The 17,966-nt window shown below is 38.3% G+C and carries 17 protein-coding genes and 5 pseudogenes; 10 read left to right on the forward strand and 12 right to left on the reverse strand.

Annotated features, from left to right (window positions below; translation table 11 throughout):
- The first annotated feature begins 100 nt into the window (after positions 1-100).
- Entirely contained in the window at positions 101-2,131 is a 2,031-nt protein-coding gene (locus tag AAZO_RS01320) for an elongation factor G (protein WP_013189890.1), read from the forward strand.
- 272 nt (positions 2,132-2,403) lie between these two features.
- Positions 2,404-2,541, forward strand: coding sequence for a hypothetical protein (locus AAZO_RS34725; protein ID WP_187289576.1), 138 nt, complete (start codon positions 2,404-2,406; stop codon positions 2,539-2,541).
- Positions 2,542-2,630: 89 nt separating this feature from the next.
- Here AAZO_RS34725 and AAZO_RS28240 read toward each other — a convergent pair whose 3' ends face one another.
- A complete protein-coding gene (locus tag AAZO_RS28240) occupies positions 2,631-2,879 on the reverse strand; it encodes a DUF29 family protein (RefSeq protein ID WP_081462886.1) in 249 nt (82 codons plus the stop codon).
- A gap of 325 nt (positions 2,880-3,204) precedes the next feature.
- Here AAZO_RS28240 and AAZO_RS28245 point away from each other — a divergent pair.
- Positions 3,205-3,438, forward strand: a pseudogene (locus AAZO_RS28245) (IS4 family transposase); the annotation flags it as partial.
- Positions 3,439-3,847: 409 nt separating this feature from the next.
- Here AAZO_RS28245 and AAZO_RS28250 read toward each other — a convergent pair.
- Positions 3,848-5,335: pseudogene (locus tag AAZO_RS28250) on the reverse strand (IS1380 family transposase).
- 86 nt (positions 5,336-5,421) lie between these two features.
- On the opposite strand from AAZO_RS28250, the pseudogene AAZO_RS01335 reads away from it, so the two are divergent.
- Positions 5,422-5,703 (forward strand): annotated as a pseudogene (locus tag AAZO_RS01335) (hypothetical protein); the annotation flags it as partial.
- Here AAZO_RS01335 and AAZO_RS01340 read toward each other — a convergent pair.
- The gene (locus AAZO_RS01340; RefSeq protein WP_013189892.1) at positions 5,700-6,146 is read right to left on the reverse strand and encodes an EVE domain-containing protein; all 447 of its coding nucleotides are present in this window, start codon (positions 6,144-6,146) and stop codon (positions 5,700-5,702) included. The pseudogene AAZO_RS01335 and the gene AAZO_RS01340 overlap by 4 nt on opposite strands.
- Positions 6,147-6,417: 271 nt before the next feature.
- Here AAZO_RS01340 and AAZO_RS43165 point away from each other — a divergent pair.
- Positions 6,418-6,741 (forward strand): annotated as a pseudogene (locus AAZO_RS43165) (prohibitin family protein); the annotation flags it as partial.
- A gap of 807 nt (positions 6,742-7,548) precedes the next feature.
- On the opposite strand, the gene AAZO_RS01350 reads toward AAZO_RS43165, so the two are convergent.
- The gene (locus AAZO_RS01350) at positions 7,549-8,112 is read right to left on the reverse strand and encodes a DUF4058 family protein (RefSeq protein WP_420807050.1); all 564 of its coding nucleotides are present in this window, start codon (positions 8,110-8,112) and stop codon (positions 7,549-7,551) included.
- Between the two features lie 100 nt (positions 8,113-8,212).
- Complete coding sequence (locus AAZO_RS43170; RefSeq protein ID WP_420807051.1) at positions 8,213-8,287, reverse strand: hypothetical protein; 75 nt, start codon at positions 8,285-8,287, stop codon at positions 8,213-8,215.
- A gap of 176 nt (positions 8,288-8,463) precedes the next feature.
- Between AAZO_RS43170 and AAZO_RS01355 the strand changes: the two genes are divergently transcribed.
- Complete coding sequence (locus AAZO_RS01355) at positions 8,464-8,649, forward strand: hypothetical protein (protein WP_041639165.1); 186 nt, start codon at positions 8,464-8,466, stop codon at positions 8,647-8,649.
- A 43-nt stretch (positions 8,650-8,692) separates the two neighbouring features.
- Here the strand turns inward: AAZO_RS01355 and ctpC are convergent, their stop codons facing one another.
- Both ctpC and AAZO_RS01365 read right to left on the reverse strand, forming a co-directional pair.
- Positions 8,693-9,976: a carboxyl-terminal processing protease CtpC gene (ctpC, locus tag AAZO_RS01360; protein ID WP_013189895.1), complete on the reverse strand. Its 1,284-nt coding sequence runs from the start codon at positions 9,974-9,976 to the stop codon at positions 8,693-8,695.
- Positions 9,977-10,097: 121 nt separating this feature from the next.
- On the reverse strand, positions 10,098-12,752 hold the full coding sequence (locus tag AAZO_RS01365; RefSeq protein WP_013189896.1) for a PAS domain S-box protein: 2,655 nt from the start codon (positions 12,750-12,752) through the stop codon (positions 10,098-10,100).
- A gap of 156 nt (positions 12,753-12,908) precedes the next feature.
- Here AAZO_RS01365 and AAZO_RS34730 point away from each other — a divergent pair, with 156 nt between their 5' ends.
- The 3 genes and pseudogenes from AAZO_RS34730 to AAZO_RS01370 all read left to right on the forward strand — a co-directional run.
- The gene (locus tag AAZO_RS34730; RefSeq protein ID WP_187289577.1) at positions 12,909-13,085 is read left to right on the forward strand and encodes a hypothetical protein; all 177 of its coding nucleotides are present in this window, start codon (positions 12,909-12,911) and stop codon (positions 13,083-13,085) included.
- A gap of 128 nt (positions 13,086-13,213) precedes the next feature.
- Entirely contained in the window at positions 13,214-13,486 is a 273-nt protein-coding gene (locus AAZO_RS43175; protein ID WP_420807052.1) for a DUF6883 domain-containing protein, read from the forward strand.
- A gap of 371 nt (positions 13,487-13,857) precedes the next feature.
- A pseudogene (locus tag AAZO_RS01370) lies at positions 13,858-14,184 on the forward strand (Uma2 family endonuclease); the annotation flags it as partial.
- Between the two features lie 128 nt (positions 14,185-14,312).
- Here AAZO_RS01370 and AAZO_RS40790 read toward each other — a convergent pair.
- Together AAZO_RS40790 and AAZO_RS40795 are read right to left on the reverse strand one after the other, a co-directional pair.
- Entirely contained in the window at positions 14,313-14,606 is a 294-nt protein-coding gene (locus AAZO_RS40790) for a transposase family protein (RefSeq protein WP_266887593.1), read from the reverse strand.
- Complete coding sequence (locus tag AAZO_RS40795) at positions 14,491-14,952, reverse strand: transposase family protein (protein WP_266887596.1); 462 nt, start codon at positions 14,950-14,952, stop codon at positions 14,491-14,493. The genes AAZO_RS40790 and AAZO_RS40795 overlap by 116 nt, the downstream gene beginning before the upstream one ends.
- 398 nt (positions 14,953-15,350) lie before the next feature.
- Between AAZO_RS40795 and AAZO_RS42055 the strand changes: the two genes are divergently transcribed.
- The gene (locus tag AAZO_RS42055) at positions 15,351-15,476 is read left to right on the forward strand and encodes a hypothetical protein (RefSeq protein ID WP_338027008.1); all 126 of its coding nucleotides are present in this window, start codon (positions 15,351-15,353) and stop codon (positions 15,474-15,476) included.
- A gap of 5 nt (positions 15,477-15,481) precedes the next feature.
- Here the strand turns inward: AAZO_RS42055 and AAZO_RS01385 are convergent, their stop codons facing one another.
- From AAZO_RS01385 to AAZO_RS01395, 3 genes are all read right to left on the reverse strand, one after another.
- Entirely contained in the window at positions 15,482-15,937 is a 456-nt protein-coding gene (locus tag AAZO_RS01385) for a HEAT repeat domain-containing protein (RefSeq protein WP_013189898.1), read from the reverse strand.
- A 211-nt stretch (positions 15,938-16,148) separates the two neighbouring features.
- Positions 16,149-16,934: a HEAT repeat domain-containing protein gene (locus tag AAZO_RS01390; protein WP_013189899.1), complete on the reverse strand. Its 786-nt coding sequence runs from the start codon at positions 16,932-16,934 to the stop codon at positions 16,149-16,151.
- A gap of 115 nt (positions 16,935-17,049) precedes the next feature.
- Positions 17,050-17,883 (reverse strand): phycobilisome linker polypeptide, encoded by an 834-nt coding sequence (locus AAZO_RS01395; RefSeq protein WP_013189900.1) that lies wholly within the window; start codon positions 17,881-17,883, stop codon positions 17,050-17,052.
- Positions 17,884-17,966: the final 83 nt, after the last annotated feature.

Genomic DNA, 17,966 nt, shown 5'->3' on the forward strand with positions numbered 1-17,966 from the left:
AAAAATTAAAGAACGCAGGAATAATTCTCCTGTCCAATCGATGAATTACTCCTGAAAATATACATGATGCGGTTGAGAGAATCACCGTAAAGGAGGGTTTATGAACGAAAACGTAAAATCCGGTTCACGGAATGTGGCAATTGTTGGACCATATTTAAGTGGAAAAACCACATTACTAGAAAGTTTGTTATTTGTCACCGGAGGGATTTCTCGCAAAGGTAACGTTAAAGATGGTAACACAGTCGGAGATAGCGCCAACGAAGCACGGGACAGACGCATGAGTGTGGAGGTATCTGCAGCTTGTACGGAATATGAAAATACACGCTTCACATTTATAGATTGTCCCGGTTCTTTAGAATTTGCCCAAGAAACATACAATGCTTTAATCGGAGTTGATGCCGCAATTGTCGTTTGCGAACCAATCCGCGACCGAGTTCTTACCCTGGCACCATTATTTAAATTCCTTGATGATTGGGAAATTCCCCATATCGTCTTTGTGAACAAAATGGATAGGGCAAATATTCATGTTTTAGAAACATTAGAAGCCCTAAAAGCAGTTTCCAGCCGTCCTTTAGTTGCTCACCAATACCCAATTATGCAAGGGGAACAACTGACAGGATTTATTGATATGGTAAGTGAACAAGCTTACCAATATCATGCCGGCGCACCTGCTGATTCTATACCTTTTCCAGAAGAATTAAAAGCAGAAGAACATATAGCTAGAGCAGAAATGTTAGAAGCTTTGGCAAATTTTGATGATCATTTACTCGAAGAACTTTTAGAAGACATCGAACCACCCCAAGAGGAAATTCTCAAAGATTTAAAACTAGAATTAGGTGCAGACTTAGTTGTACCTGTTTTCTTTGGTGTGGCGGAACAAGATTTTGGTGTTAGACCTTTATTAGAAGCACTACTGCGGGAAGCACCAGAACCAGAAACGACAATGGAACGGCGCTTAAAAACAATCAGCGATACTCCTTTAGCGCAAGTTCTCAAAACTTTCTACACTCCCCAAGGTGGTAAACTTTCTCTGGTGCGAGTATGGCAAGGAACATTAACTGATGGTATAGTTTTAAATGGCGTGCGTGCTGGTGGTCTTTACCGCTTAATGGGACAACAACAACAGCAAATTAATCAACCTGTGGCTGGGGAAATTGTCGCTATAAGTCGGTTGGAAGGAATTAAAACTGGGGAGACAATTTCAACAAATTCCCATTTGAAAGAATTACCAAAAGCAGAAAAATTAGAACCAGTTTTTGCTTTAGCAATTACACCAGAAAAACGCAATGATGAGGTAAAACTGAGTGCAGCTCTTAGCAAATTATTAGAAGAAGATTGTTCTCTGGCTTGGGAACAACACGGTGATACTCATGAAGTGATACTTTGGGGACAAGGGGAAATACATTTGCAAGTTGCATTAGATAGGTTGCGTCGCAAATATAATTTACCAATGTCTACTCATCTTCCCCAAGTTCCTTATAAAGAAACGATTCGCAAACCTGTCAATTCAGTTCATGGACGTTATAAACACCAAAGTGGTGGACATGGACAATTTGGGGATGTGTTCTTAGATATTCAACCTTTACCCAGGGGAGAAGGTTTCAATTTTAAGGAAAAAATTGTGGGTGGTGTTGTTCCTAGACAATATATTCCTTGTGTAGAAATGGGAGTGAGGGAATTTCTCACACATGGACCTTTAGGTTACCCAATGGTGGATGTAGCAGTGACATTAACCAATGGTTCTTATCATACCGTTGATAGTTCGGAACAAGCTTTTAAACAAGCTGCACGTCTAGCAATGCAGACGGGGATACCCCAAGCGCAACCTACGCTGTTAGAACCGATTTTAAAGGTAGATGTGAATACTCCCAGTGAGTTTACTTCTAAGGTTCTGCAGCTTTTGAGTGGTAAACGTGGGCAGGTTTTGGGTTATGAGGGTAGACAAGATTGGCCAGCTTGGGATAATGTTTCTGCATATTTACCCCAAGGGGAAATGCAGAATTTTATTGTAGAATTGCGATCGCTCACTTTAGGCGTTGGTTCTTTCCATTGGGAAGAAGATCATCTGCAAGAAGTACCAGAAAAGCTTGCTGAACGAATTCTCACTACTAATGGTGGTAATGGTAAATAGGCTAGTTTTAGGGACACCCATACAGGGTGTCCTGAGTTTTTTATTTCGCGCAAAGACGCAAAGGGGAAAACTCTGAACAATACCTTCAGGTGATGTACCTTTTAAAAAAGCGTAAACTACTGAATCTAAGGAAATATGGCTATCTATAATCCAATAACCAGTTTGTCTATATTCAACATACTGCTTATGAATGACTGATGCTGCTGTCATATTAGGAAATAATTTTTAGTATATTCAGGTTAATCTAACAATAATTCTACAGGGAAATTGGCTTGTGTGAATCACTCACTTTAGGCGTTGGTTCTTTCCACTGGCAACAGGATCATCTTCAGGAAGTACCAAAAAAGCTGGCTGAACGCATTTTGATTAGTAATGGTAACGGTAAGTTTAATCTCGTTCTCAGTCTCTGATTCCATTTCACGAAAACTCTGATACTTATAACTTCTCTTAGCCCCCCTTTTTAAGGGGGGCTGGGGGTATCTATTTCTACCTTCCATTTTTATTTCGCGCAAAGGAGCAGAGAAGCAAAGACACAAATCAAGAAGAGAAGATAAGAATCAAGTTTTGGTAAATAATCTTGATTTAAGCTTTCATCTGTAGTAAATGGAGAGTCTATAGGAAAACTATCAAGTGATAATCCAGTTTCTAAGGATGTTTGTTTTCTCGCATCTTGATAACATTCGCTAAATACCTCAGAGAAGTATTTTTTTAAACTTGGACTTTCGGTTAAATCTTCTTTCAGCAGAATGAAATGATCCTATTTATATTTAACCCATTCACTATTACTCAAATTCCTTAGTTGATGGCCAAACCTTAAAAATAGGATTCTACTTCCACAGCTTATCCTGTTTCAATTGATTGTTAGAAGCTAAGCAAACTATCAGGAATCAATTCAGATTGCTATACCATTGGTGACAAGTTAGTTAAGGAAAAGAAGAAATTCTCAAGGATGGTATTTGGATAGGTTAAAAATCGTGATAAACTCACTTTAGATAATTAATTGAGCGATTGAAACAAGCCATGACAAACAGCCGAAAAACGAATCGAGACCACGGCAAAAAAAACAGAGACAAATGGTGGAAGATGAAGTAATAGGCCAGCAATTGGAAAGATTACTGACACCAGCCATTACAAATCAAGAAAATTGCTACCGAAAACTAGGACTCAGATAACGGATACTGAATTTACCGTTGATCATGGCTGCAGTGTTGACCTTACTGTGGCGAGATATAGCAGGAGTCAGAGAACTGACAAGAATGTTAGCCAGAGATAATTTGCTGTGGTGTAATCCCACAAAACTTAGTCAAGGCGAATTTAAGATGCTTTTAATACGGTCAAAAGATTCTTGGGTTTAAGTTATTTATGAACAGGTTCAATCAATGGAATTAAATTACAAATTTGGGCAACGTGGTTATTTTATGGTGTTTTAGTAGATTTAGGTGATGCCTTACCCGGATTTCTCACAAGCAGTAAAAAATAAATTTACATGACCTGATGTGAGACTAAATTTTGATACATCATCAATCAAAACTGAATCGCAGAGATAAATTAAATATAAAATCGCATTTATAAAGCTAAAAAAGTCACTATCTTTTTATTGGTAGTAAAATCAAAATGCTCTGTTCATAAAATTAAGCATGACAAAACAAGACTTGAATCAACCCAAGGGCGAACTATGATTACTTAGAAATAAGTAAAAGGCAATTTAACTTCAAATTAAGCAGTATTAGTGAGCATTCTTAAGCGTCTATGAGCAGTAGCAAAGATATGTCTGTATGGGCAAGAACTAGTAATCGCAATTAAAATGGGACGTGTACTTACAGTAATCAAAGCTCCTAACTTCAATAATTTGGTACGAATAGTCCCAACAGTAGCATTTTGTAATTCGGTTTTAGCTAAACATTTTTGACCCAAGGCATTGAGCAAAACCTAAGCTATAGAAGAGAACCATAAACCTAATTGATTTACCGTAAATGTATGGTTGCTTGTTCTATCACTAAAAAGTTCTAATTGTTGTTCTTTAAAACGATTTTCCATCTCCCCTCGCTGACAATATTTTTGTCTATATAGTTGACTAGGAGGTACTTTATTAGTAGAAAGTGAAGTTACAACAAAACGAACATTAGTCCCTTTTACTCCATATTCAACTTTAAAAACAACACGACGACTACGGCTCCAAGATTCACGAGCTTTATAGTCTAAAGATTTATAGCAAATTGAGTTATTAATCAAGTCACCAGCAAATTCTGCAAGTTCTTCATCTGGTTTAAACATAGTTTCTAAGAATGAAACTACTGTTGATAGTTTTTACTCAAACTCAAGGGATACTCTACTTTGAGTCTTTCTAGTCATCCCAATTAAACGACTATTTTGCGCCAATCCAAAAACATAATCCACACCCATTTGGGATTCATACCATGTGATGATATCGTCTCTAGAATAAGCACTATATCCACCTACTAAAATCTCAACATTCTTCCATTGTTGACCTATTTGTTTAATCACTCCTTGTAGTTCTGATAATGCCCCAAATGCTGGGTCTACGTTTGAAGGGCGAAGTTTGGCTGCTAATAGATGTTTTCCACAGAAAACATAAAGTGGAGCATAGCATTATCCCCCATCATAAGTATTGAAGAAAACTTGCTCCTGATAGCCGTGTACTAAGTCATCAGTTACATCTAGATCCAAAACAATTTCTCTTGGTTCTTTGGCGTAAGATTCTAGAAATATTTTGACAAGTAAGCTTTCAATTCCTGATGGAGAATGCCAGATTTTATGGTACCCGCTGTCTGCTCCTTGTTCCACATCTTCAGGACAATGTTCCAGGGGATTTAATGTACTCTTTCCTGCCAATGTTGCAGGTTCATTCTCTACTCCAATCCTTTTTCCTAATGCTATAGCAAACATCTGGTCATGACGTAATTCTTCGTGGTCATTCAAGTCTTCATACCCCATGACCAGCCCGTATATTCTTTGTTTAATTAAGCTCTCTATTGAATGGTCAATCCGATTTAGCTTTCGCTAATCTTGGAAACATTGTGCAAACTGTGATGTGATTTGCAATTTTCTGTCTATTTCAGCAATTAAGCTTAATCCTGCATCTGCTCTTACTTGTCCACCCTGGAAATTGACTATGACTGGCAGCCATTTTTGTTGCTCAAATTTCAACTGTTTTGGTATACAATCTGTTGAAGATGGGGTCATGGTTTCCAACTGCTGAAATGCCTGCTATATATACATTTTCGCAGTCTTTGACCCCTTTTTTTTATCTTTTTGTGAGAAATCCGGGCTTAGCAGATGAACTTTCTCTGCCTTTTGATGAGATTTCATTAGAAATGATTTATCGTGGTCTTTATCATTTTACTATGGCTCATCAAAAAGGTAAGGCAACAGATCCTGTTAAATATTTTGCTGACCCTCAAAATCGAGATTTAGGTATTATCAAACAGAAGCAAAAACCAAATGTTAAGTTAATTGTCGCTCCTTTTCCTGATCTTCAACGTGGGACTGACCAGTTTTTTTTCCATATTTATTTCTCCAAAAGCCTCTTGACAAAAGACTTTCAGCCTTAACTGGTCACAAATGATATAGGTAGTATTTTCTTAGCCACTGCTGACAACACAGGCATCACCCATAACCGATTTCCTGGTCTGACCAAAAGTAGCTCATCAGAACTAAATTTTTCTTTGAGTGTTGATAGCAAGATAGGGTTAGAAAAAGTCTCAACAAATTCCACTCCTACTGTTTGGCACCGAGGGGATTCGGGACTTGATTTAGGGTCATAATATTTACTCGTTGGCTCAAATTGAGTCGGGTCAGCAATAGCTGTTTTGACTATAGGCATTAACCCCACAATACCAGGGTAACTAGTATTAAAGTGGTAGAAAAAAGTTAAGTCCCCTAACTCCATTTGTAGTAAAAAGTTACGAGCTTGATAATTACGCACACCGTCCCAGATAGTCTCACGCTGATGTTGCAGGTCAGTAATACTATAAACTTCCGGTTCAGATTTCATTAACTAATAATTTGCATAGTTCATTGAGAAGATAAAGAATATTGTGAAGATTTATGAGGGAGATACCGACCCAAATTGACAGCCAGATATGGCAAATGAACCTAATACTGTAATAATCTAGTATTATCCCTGATAATGCTCATAAAGAACTTAGTTTTAAGTTAAATTTTTCTAAATTAATCGTAGACATATTTTATCTGATGACCCACTCTTAACAGAAAAGTTACAAGCGGCGCTTAATAATATTTAAATTAAAATTAATGGTTCTCCTCTCACTAATTTGAAACTCGATAGAAATTTAGCCGTAGAAATTGAACAATTAACAACAGAACTAGAAAATCAACAGATGAGATTTGTGTTATAAAAAGAGCGTCAAGAAGCTGAGAGAAAGAAAATCCAAGCGAAAGGTATAGCTGATTCTCAAAAAATTATCTCTGGTGGACTTACTAAGCAAGTTCTGCAATTACGCTCAATTGAAGGAAGCTACGGGAAAACTTGCTCAACCTAATAATTCTAAAATTTTCGTCATCGGTATAATTCTAAAATTTTCGTCATCGGTTCTGAAAAAGGGGGAATGCCTATTTTAATTCAGTGAGATACAGGAATATCAAAACCTTAAAGCATTCAAAATCTAAAATTCAATCCCACTTAAAAATAAACCGTTCAGTTTATTTAGACTTCACACACAGACAATCACCGAAAAATTATCTCTTCTGGATGTCAAACATGGAATGAGGTTCTACCTTTAGCTTTATGAATTACTAGGACAACATGCTTGTATTCAAGTTATTAGGTAAAAATTACCTAAGTAAGTTATATTATGAGCGATCACACTTTTTAGGATTATTGTATCTTTTATTCATCATCACTACCGAAAGACACACAAGGACTACCAATAGACCTCTTGCAAAGTTCTTTCTGTGGTATCACAGAGAGGTTTAGATTTTATGTATTTTTGGTGTTCTTTGGGCTCGTTAGTTCAAACATAACCGTGTCACTCTAACTTTTGGCTAAAACAAAGACAAACCGCATTATAACATAAAATTAATTCTGCAAGAGGTCTAATTTCTACCGGTGGAGTGAATGAATTACAAAAAATCACAGTAGCACAATTAACCCCTAACTCATCGGGGTGAGTACACTCTAATTTGACATAAAATGCACAGTCTTCACAAATACTTTTACCTAACGTCGGTTGCAATTCCATTGAAGCTGACATAATTCAAAATACTGAAGAGAATATAAAAACCACCACATTGTGTGTGTTGTAGTGGACAATAGCAGTAACAAACAATGTCATTGTGATCATCTGTTATTTATGTAAGTAATTTAAAGGTTCCATGTAATAATTGCATTATTATCTTGCATTTAAAGCAAATTGACCGAATTCAGAAAATTGAGTCTACCGCAAACCATGGGCTTTTAACAACTCATTCACCCAAATAATATCCGTTTCTTGAATTGGTGGCACAGGTTCACAGTTATAACCTATAGCTAAATCAAAACCAGCACGATCAAAAAAATCTTGAATCACATCTTGTAAATCTACTAAAGGTTCTATATCTCCTTTTTTCAGAGGTGAGAAAAAAGCAGGAATTGATTCTTGTAAATTAAAAGGATATAATTCTGCTCTAGGACGTAATTGACTACGATTAACTAAAATTCGATAATCTGATTTAATTTCATTATCTAATATCGGTATATATTCACCACCAGGTAATAAATCTATTTCTACTAAATGTGTAGAACCTCCTAATATTTGTTGACGCTTAGTTTGATATGTGTTTCTTCCTTGTCCCGCACGTTTATTGTTAGGTAAAAGCAGTTCAAGGACTGTGATAACTTCTGCTGTCACAACTTCTCTGACTTCTAAATAACTTTCTCTAATTTCCTCAGGAATGGGAATGTTTACTGTTATGGGTTGAACAGGTGGAGAAGCAACAGCAATCTTTAGATAATTCTTGATTTGTGGGTTTTAAAGAACGTGCTATAGTAACATCAGGAATACCAATTAAAACAGAATTTCCATCTGTCATTTGATACACTCTTTTTTCTACAGCTAGTCTCTATTTTGGTCGTAAATGAGGGAAAATTGCATCAGTGATCGCAATGATTAATCTACTGTGAACTTCTGTCCACAATTCAGGATGTTCTCAATAGGGATTCATCCCTGGAAATGGTGAAGGCATAGGTAAATAATTCCAAATTCAACTCAAGTAAAATTCACACCCGCGCAGCTTGTTTTTTTTTTGCAATATCCGGGATTGATAATTAAGTTGTGCCTCTTAATCCTATGCTAGGAAACCCATCTTTGATTATGACGAATACACAAACCTGGTATATTATCAACTATAAATCCGAAATATGCGAAATAGAACCCAGCCAACAAGTTAAAGAAAATAACCCAGATATTATCAAAAAACGGGGAACTTTTAATTCACAACCAGAAGCAATCGCCCGTCGAGTAGGATTAATCAGGGCTAGAAAATACCAACCCCAATAAATTCAAAATAGTGCTTCCAGCAGGCTGTGCGAACACAATTTGTTTAATTCTTGTTTGTAGTCTTACTATTTTTAGCAGCTTGTTTACCTAAAATTTCCACAGCTTTGGCAAATTGGGGATCTTCTAAAGTGGCTAGTTTATCCCGTTCCTTTAACCACAGATCTTGTCTTTGGGCATCAGTTAAATCCACTTTTACATCAGGATCAATACCATGCTTATTAATATCTTTACCGCTAGGGGTATGATACTTAGCAATAGTCACTGCTAACCCTGAACCATCTTCCAAGGGTCGTACAGATTGGACCAAACCCTTACCAAAGGTTTGCGTACCCACTATGGTCGCACGTTTATTATCCTGCAAAGCACCGGAAAGAATTTCACTAGCACTAGCTGAACCCTTATCAACTAACACCACTAAAGGTTTAGTAGTTAAAGCACGACCTTTAGCAATTTCCCTCTCCTGTTCACCTTGACGGTCAATAGTAGAGACAATAGTTCCTTTATCTAACCACATTCGGGCAATGTCCACACTGGAGAATAATAAACCACCAGGATTGCCCCGCAGATCCAAAATATAACCAGATACGTTTTTAGTCTCTAATTTACTAATTGCATCTTTCATTTCCTTGGCGGCATTAGCACTGAACTGATTTAGACGAATGTAACCAAGATTACCCGCTGGAGTTTGTTTTTCAGAACACTTAACCGGATGGATTTCAATCCTGGCCCGTGTGATATCAAATTGTTTTTTCTGACCATTCCGCAAAATTTTCAATCTGACCTTAGTTCCCGCTTCACCGCGAATCAAAGATACAGCCTGGTTAGTATCCATGCCTTCAGTGCTTTTGCCATCAATTTCCAGGATCACATCCTTAGCTATAACTCCCATTTTAAAGGCGGGTGTATCCTCAATCGGGGCAATCACAACTAATTGCTTAGTTTTTTCATCCTGACTGATCGTGATACCAATCCCTGTGAGTTCTCCAGAGGTATCAACCTGCATATTCTTGAATTCCTCTGGGTTCATAAACCGGGTGTAAGGATCTTCTAACTTTTTCAGCATTTCCCGGATCGACTTATAAGCTTCTTCCTGGTTGGTGTAGGACTTGCTTAAATATTCTTTACGAACAGCTTGCCAATCTACCTGATTAAACGTCCCGTCTACATATTGACGGTAAACAATTTGCCAAACTTCGTCTATCAATTCCTTGGGGCTTGCTTTAAATAAAGCCTGACCACGGGAGTGAATGCCAAGACTAGTAACAGCAATTGTAGAAAGCGTCACTGCCGTAGCACCTAAAACAAGTCTACTTTTTGTAATTACCATAATGACAGCTGTGTCAGAGGGAAAATTTATAGTCAGTATGCCCAATCTAACACAGGGTAAACAATTCAAGGTTCAAAATTCAAAATTCAAAATTCAAAATTCAAAGTAAAGAAAATTCAGATTAGGCTAGGGGTAATGTGACGGTGACAGTTGTACCATGACCTAGTTCACTAACGATGTTCAAATGCCCACCATGTAGATCCACACATTTTTTAACAACGACTAGTCCTAGTCCGGTTCCAGCAATGTTACGGACATTGTGACCCCGATGAAATGGCTCAAATAGTTGATCTTGGTCAGTTGTGGAAATCCCGATGCCGTGATCGCTAATTTGAATAATTACTTGATTATGATCAAAGTTGAGGCAGAAATCAACCTGAGTTTTTTCTGGGGAATATTTAATGGCGTTTGACAAGAGATTTCCCAAAATTGAGCGCAATAACTTTTCATCCAGATATGCTTGTTGCCATTGTTCTACGGTGTTACGCCAGGGGACGCTGTCACAAGTAAAGGTGAGTATGTATTCAGAAGTGTTACTCAGACGGATTTCTTCCACAAACTGACGACAAAATCTTTCTAAATCCAGCCATTGGGGATTAAATTCTAAGTTACCAGTTTCTGCCCGATTGATGGTGAGGATGTCATCTAGAAGCTGCACCATATTTTTCACTGAGTCTTGAATGCGCCGTAAGTTGCGCGATCGCTTTCCTCCATTTTCCCAGGCATGGGGAGAATTTTCTAATAATTGGGCAGCAGCTAAGGCTGTACTCAGTGGTGTCCGAAATTCATGGGATGCCATCGAGAAGAAGCGAATCTTCATAGCACTTAATTCTTTTTCTCGCTCCAATGCAAGTCTCACTTCTTCTAATCGTTTTCGTTCCGTAATATCACGTGAATTCACCACAATGCTTGTTAATTCTGAATTATCCACAAATTTCTGGCTGATGGCTTCTAGAGTCCGCCAAGAATCATCTTGATGACGATAACGAAATTCTACAGGTAAGGGTACATCTGGATTTTTAATGGCATTGGTAATGTTGTAACAAGTGGCAACAAAGTCATCAGGATGAATCCAGGCAAAAAAGTTTTGATTAATCAATTCCACAGACCGATAACCCAAAACCTTTTCCACAGATGGACTCATGTAGTGAATAGTTCCGTCTGTATCGAGGATGGTAATTACATCTAGGGCATTTTCAATTAACGAGCGAAATCTTTCTTCACTACAACGTAATGCTTGTTCAATGCGCTTGCGTTCGCTAACATCTCGCTGGATTGAAATCCAGTGCGTATAATAACCAGTTTTGTCAGCTACAGGAACTATACTGGATTCTACCCAAAATTCCGAGCCATCTTTGCGATAGTTGATTGCCTCCACTGTCACAGATTCCCTACTAAATAGGGCGGTTCGCACTTGATCCAAGACAGCGCCAGTAGTTTTCGGTCCTTGGAGAATACCGGGGGTTTTACCTAACACTTCTTCCGGGCTATACCCAGTCATCCGAGTAAAGGCTTCATTAATATAGAGAATGCGGGGAACTGGTTCATCAATGGGTTCTGCTTCTGTAATCAAAACTGCATCATTGGTGTTAACGACTACAGACTCAAGAAATCGCACTTGCTCGGCTTGCCGTTTCTGTTCGGTGATGTCGGCTACAACTGCCACCATACCACTAATCACTCCCTCACTGTTGTGTAGGGGAGCAGCAGAGAACACAATATCAATTAGCGAATTGTCTTTTTTGCGTTGACGTACTTCTACACTGGGAGGAGTGATACCTTGGATGACGGTTTCCTTAATCTTTTCATACTCCTCCAACTCTGCGGACATAATCGGGTTGGGCTGATCTAATACTTCTGTTTCACTCCAACCAAACATTCTTTCGGCTGCGGGATTCCACATTTTGACATTGTTGTGTAAATCCAAGGTGAAAATAGCACGGGGTGAGGCGGCGATGAGAGATTGTAAGGTTTGGTTAGTGTGGCGGAGTGCAGCTTCAGTGCGCTGACGTTCGACAATTTCAGCCCGCAAAGATGTATTGGTTCTGGCTAGTTCTTCCGTGCGTTGTTGTACACGATGTTCTAGTTGAGCATTGAGTTGTTGCAACTGTTCGTACAGTTCTGATTGTTGAATGGCTATCGCTACCTGGGTGGCTAGTTGTTTCATTAACTCAACTTCCCAGGTTTGCCATTGACGCACATTACTGCATTGGTGAGCAATTAACAATCCCCAAAGATGGGGAGAAGGGTGGAGGGATTCAGAGTTATCAGTTTCTCTAACTTTCCTGACTTCCTGCAAAATCGGTACTACCAATTTAGCCTTTACACCGAACTGGTTCAAAAATTCTGCCAAACATGAATTTACATCGCTTTCAACATTGGTAATAGCAGTAGTTCTTCCTTGAGTGTAGGCGTGATGATATTCTCTAGGAAAGACTTCCGCTGGAAATATTCGACCCAAAATACAAGGATAGTCAGGTGATACGGTTTCGGTAATGGCGCTACCGGTTCCATCTTCCCAAAGTCGATAAATCAGCACTCTGTCAGCTTGAAGAAAGTGTTTTACCTCTGCAACTGTAGTGACTAGCACTTCTTCTAAGTTCAGAGATGTGCGAATATGGTGAGCTATTTGGCTAACTAGACGTTCTCTTTCTGTCTGTTGTCGGAGGATATTTCCTGTCTGTTGTCGTTGAGTTATTTGTCGTTGCAGTAAGTAGTAAGTTGTGAAAAGGATGATAATTAAGAATCCAATTGCAATACCTAATGGATTAAGCATGGGGCAAGGGTTTACGATTATGATAACTCGTATGATGAATTGTTAGATGCTGTTTTCACAATATAGATGTTTCGTGAAAAGTAACAGTAGAATCTTATTTATTTCACTACTATTGCTGGATGAAAGTATGAATTTGTTTCACGCACAGGAGGACACTTGCGTGGGTGGCTTTACCGACTTGAGCAAAGTGTGCGTCGCACAGAGGCAAAGAGAAAGAGTTTGAAAAATGGAATTTTCGACTTTCATACCTACATTCATTACCGTACCCTGAAAGAAAAAAATTTACACCTGATATTATTTAGCAAACATACATATTTGAGGAGTTGTGATTAAGAATCACATCTGGATCACCAGAAGTGTTGAACTCCTTGCTGCAGATAAATTAGGAGTGAATATTAATTATGAAAATCCCAAATAGCGATCGCGCAGTAATCGAGCCATCTAAGCTGACTTAGTTTTTAATAAGAACTGAACATAAACGTGGTGGGACAAAAGCTAAATTACTCCTCCAATTTGACTATTCTCCCAATCACTGGCAGCAGCTAGAATTAGATATCCGTAAGTTTCATCTAACTATAGATGTTAATCTGATTAAAGAAACTGCTTATGGTACAAGATATGAAGTTAGCGTAAATCTGCTTAGCCCCATCAACAGACCACTCCTTGTCAAGACAATCTGGCAAATAGATAGAGGTACAGACTTTCCTCGACTGATCACTTTATTTACCGATTAGCAAGCAATATTGGAGGCTGCAATGAATTTCACCCTTTACTCAAATGTAATATTATTTACTGTGATATAAAACTATTGCGTGATATTCCTGAAGGGGATGTATAGACTGGAAATATTGGCACGGTAGTTGAAAAACATGATATTCCCGGACTATAAACAGGCTAAAGTGTTGAGTTTTTCCATATGCTTGGCAATACTGTGACAATTGTAACATTACCAAAGAGTTGTTTTCGCTTGCCAAATAGTGCCGATAGACCCGCAGTCAGTTTGATAACTAATGCTGCGTAGTGTATTTGTATAGCGTCCCATTAGACTAAAAACACATCTCGTTTGCAGGATTCAGGAGAAATGACAACGGTAATTACTTAATCCATGGACTTAGAAGAGTTTCTTAAACTACTAGAAACAAAACATACCTCCGAATACATCAACGGTAAAATTATTCCAAAACCCATGGCAAAAGGGAAGTATAGCCGATTACAGTTAAAACTTTGCAATAGTGTTAATGATGTTACCGAAAGTGAAAAGATTGCTTATGCTTTTCCTGAACTGCGTTGTAGTTTTGGTATTCGCTCAATAGTACCTGATATAGCTGTTTTCAACTGGTCACGTATTCCCTTTGCTACTGACGGAGAAGTACCTAATGATTTTCCGCTTTTTCCAGACTGGACAATTGAAATTTTTTCCCCAGAGCAAAAGAGAGGACCGAAAATTTAGAAAAGAGTCTGTGTCTGTCTTTCCATAGTGTTAATATTAGGAAAGAGCCAAGGAAAGAATCAGGGTTAAGAATAGTTACGGATACTTCCTATCCATGAATATGTTGATGACTAATTCATAACTGACCTCATATCCATAACATGTATGAAATGGGCAAAACTAATGAACCAATTCCTAATGTGACTAAACCATAAATAGTTAGTAAGAATTACTTGTGAGTAAATTGGGGAATCCAGGGGAAATCTTTCTTGAGGTACCCGGAATATTTTTACAAGTCTAATAACCTGTTCAACAAAAATACCCTTGGTGGAAAACTCTTTGTTTCCTGACTTTTGTTCTGAGGTTAATTCTCCTTTGGTTGTTATCGAACTTTTCTTGTTGCTCTCGAAATAAGCTAATATCACTGGTTGGGCCTTTTTGTCCTACTTCTACATCGACAATATCTTTTCCTTCTGGTAAGATAACAAACTGATTTTTAAATCTGTGCTGCTTCTTCTTACCTGAAAAATACCTTTTTTGCTCCTGATTATCTGAAGGCCTTCCTCCTGGCTGTTCCATGCTGTCCACTATTAAGTGAAACTCCGTCAATAGTTCTATCGCCATCCCATAGTCGCTATCATGTTTTTCTACCTGTTCAAGGAGACTAGTAGGCAAAACATTTCGTAATATCTCTAGCCAGTAATGAAATGTATCCTTTGCTTCCGTTTTCCATATACCGAAATGCAAACTTAAAACCTCAAATGTTGGCATTTTCCTCCAATAGAACAAGCATAGACATACCTGTTGTTTTATCTCTAGTTTCCCTTTCCCCCCTCCTCCTTTCTGACTTATACCTATCTTTTTACTTTCTATGTCACCTTGATAGTTTTTTATGGTACATTTCTTCACCTTGGGCTAACAAGTCTTGAAACTGATGGTTAGTTATTCCCAGTATTTGTTTTCTACGATGTGAATATTCTTGAATATAGTTAATTTAGTGGATTTTTCCTTTTGGTACACCCTCAAAATTTCCTTCTAGTATTTTTTTCACACCAAGTTAATTTTCCTGACAGGTCTAAAGTTCAAATCGAGTTATGGATAATATTCTTTATTGCTTAAATCATAGTTGTCAATTAGGTTCGTTGATAGATCCATAAGACCGTTCTATTTTGATTTTTCCTCCAAATCAACAACCAGAACTTTTACAGGATGATAAACGTTTACCAGTCTTAGCAGGGATAGACTTGGAGTTAACAGTTACTAAAGTATTTGATTGGCTGAAAATGAGTAATTAAAGTATTTACACATTCAAAATCATCCGAATCCGTTCTTTAACTACTCGGTCTGATTCTTGCGTCATAGCTTGGTCAAGGATGGTATTGATTTCAACAGTAGCAATTCCTCCCAAAGAAACTGCCGCTGCATAACGCAACGCCCAATCTTCAGCATTTAATAATGCCCAAGATAGCTTATAAATTGCTCTTTGGCTTTTTTCCGGGTCCGTAGTGGCAATCACCATCTGTTCTAAGCCCCTAGCTGCCACTCGACGTATATTTCCTTGGCAGTGATTAGCAACTTCTACACCCACAACTTCCACAAGTAAATCTAAAGCGCGCTCGTCACCAAGTTCAGCTAGAATGCTGATAATACGTGCCTGTATGTTTTGATTTGGGCAAGCGGGATAAGCCTCAATCAAAGATTCCACACTGAGGAATGCAAGTTGGTCTAATGTTATGTCTGGTTGCAGACTTATCATATCTGTGAGGTATGGTAATTGGTAATGGTAATTATTAATTATCGTTCTTCAGTTCTTTTTATGGGAAAACAGCTTCAAAACCCTTGAAAGCCTTATTCCGTAGTTATTTCATTTAAAGTCAGGGAATAATTCTTTATAACCCTTACGGGGCAAGGGTTTTGTTGTAATTAATCCTCAATCACCATAAAAACAACGCAAGAGCCTTAATTATTTAAAGTCGCATTAAAAGTTGATCAATTGCTTTAAATATGTTTTGAATTGCTTTTTGTTTTTCCAACTCGGAAACATCGCCTTCTAATACTGTCTCTAAAATTTGTTTTAGGTTTAACAGCTTGAGACTATTACCAACCTTTGCTTGCACAATTGCTTCAGCTGCTTGTATGTGACCAATTGCCCCTAAATCAAAGGCAGCAGCCCAGCGCAAATAGGGATTTTCATGATTCAGATTTTTAATGATGCGTTGGAGATATTCAGGTTGTTGGGTGATGAGATAGAGATAACGAGCAGCTGCACACTGCACTCTTTCTGAGGAATGCTGTAAAAATGGTTCAACCAAAGGACGAGCTTCTGATACCCGTAATTCTCCCAAGGCTTCAATTAAGGCTTCATAGGGTTGGGATGTACCCAACTGTAAAAGTTGTAACAGAGGATAACTCGCAGTGAGATCGCCAATTTTTCCCAATGCCTCAATGACAGCTTCCCGAAATTGCCCATCTTCTTCACATCTGAGGGCTTCCAGCAATGCGGGTAATGCTTGAATATTTTTGAGTTGTCCTAGAGCACGAGCAACCTGACGACGTAAAGGATAACCGCCTTGAACTGTACGATAGCGTACATCATGGAGTTGCTGACAAAGTGCTGTACAGGCTGATTGAATTTGATGTTTTCCCAACCACCAAGCAGCATAATATCTAATTTGATTATCCTCTGCATCTAGGGCAGCGATCGCTGTTTCAGGAGAGAGAATTGGTTCAGTAGAGGAATTAGTAACAACCATGTCAGAATCAGAATTTACAGAACTAAAGAATGAACAGGATGGATTTGGAGATGATTAATTTATCCTGTTCATCTCATTGGTAATTCGTCATCAAATTACCAATTAACAATCACTTTTACACAGGTGTGATGCTAATAATCTTGCCACCTTGTTTGTGAATTTCCTGATACCGCTTAGAGAGTTGATCAAACGGCACAGTATACACTTGTCGGCTACGACGTACTGCTACCTTAGTACCAACACCACCAGCGATAATTTCGATCACATAAAGTCGCTGGTCTCCACGAACAGGAGAAGTATTTAATTGTCCAACACTCAGCACAGATGCAAAGCGGATAGCGGAACTAGGAGGAATAATCATATTAGGCAAATTCATTGCCAGTTGTTGCCGTAAACGAGGGCTTTTTGTGCCAGCATTATCGCTGTTACCATTGCCCCTATACAGTGTAAACAAGCGGTTGAATCCAATCTGTTTCATGCCAGGAATTGATTTAAATCCCCGATAGTAGGGAACTGTGTTATCACCAAAGGCGTTATTATACTCCTGGCTGTCGATATAGGAATCTATATCCGCATCGTAACCTTGAGAGGCATAGAGATCGACATGATAAGCAATTTCTGACTGGTCGTAGGGAGCGCGTCCTAACAGATGTTTGTAGTTTAGTTCAATGAACCGAATTTGGGAGTTGTTATAAAAAAATCTCTCTTTGTAAAATTCGGATTTTACCAATGTTTGGACAAATTGGCGCACACTGATTTTGCCATTACGGAGCATTGCTTCCGCACTAGAAAAAATTCCGCTAACATAAACCCGTTCACGTCCAAATACGTGTTCGTAAGCGGCTTTAAATATCTGTTGCAATTCATCTTCCCTGTAATTAGGGCGCAGTTCAATTTTTGCATTTGTAACTGCACTGATGCCTAATCTTTGTTCCATTGACAGGCTCATAATTTAAACTCCGTTAAACAATTTCGCGCAGGGAAATAAATAAAAAGGGCAAAAGGATAAATCATTAATTTTCCCCTTTCCCC

The sequence above is a fragment of the 'Nostoc azollae' 0708 genome, assembly GCF_000196515.1.
Lineage (GTDB): Bacteria > Cyanobacteriota > Cyanobacteriia > Cyanobacteriales > Nostocaceae > Trichormus_B > Trichormus_B azollae.

Excerpts from the sequence above, each read along its gene's own strand:
- AAZO_RS01320 (WP_013189890.1), top strand. The coding sequence starts at position 101 with ATGAACGAAAACGTAAAATCCGGTTCACGGAATGTGGCAATTGTTGGA.
- AAZO_RS01395 (WP_013189900.1), bottom strand. The coding sequence starts at position 17,883 with ATGAGCCTGTCAATGGAACAAAGATTAGGCATCAGTGCAGTTACAAAT.
- AAZO_RS01365 (WP_013189896.1), bottom strand. The coding sequence starts at position 12,752 with ATGCTTAATCCATTAGGTATTGCAATTGGATTCTTAATTATCATCCTT.
- AAZO_RS40795 (WP_266887596.1), bottom strand. The coding sequence starts at position 14,952 with ATGCCAACATTTGAGGTTTTAAGTTTGCATTTCGGTATATGGAAAACG.
- AAZO_RS01385 (WP_013189898.1), bottom strand. The coding sequence starts at position 15,937 with ATGATAAGTCTGCAACCAGACATAACATTAGACCAACTTGCATTCCTC.
- ctpC (WP_013189895.1), bottom strand. The coding sequence starts at position 9,976 with ATGGTAATTACAAAAAGTAGACTTGTTTTAGGTGCTACGGCAGTGACG.
- AAZO_RS01390 (WP_013189899.1), bottom strand. The coding sequence starts at position 16,934 with ATGGTTGTTACTAATTCCTCTACTGAACCAATTCTCTCTCCTGAAACA.
- AAZO_RS01355 (WP_041639165.1), top strand. The coding sequence starts at position 8,464 with ATGACGAATACACAAACCTGGTATATTATCAACTATAAATCCGAAATA.
- AAZO_RS01340 (WP_013189892.1), bottom strand. The coding sequence starts at position 6,146 with ATGAAATCTGAACCGGAAGTTTATAGTATTACTGACCTGCAACATCAG.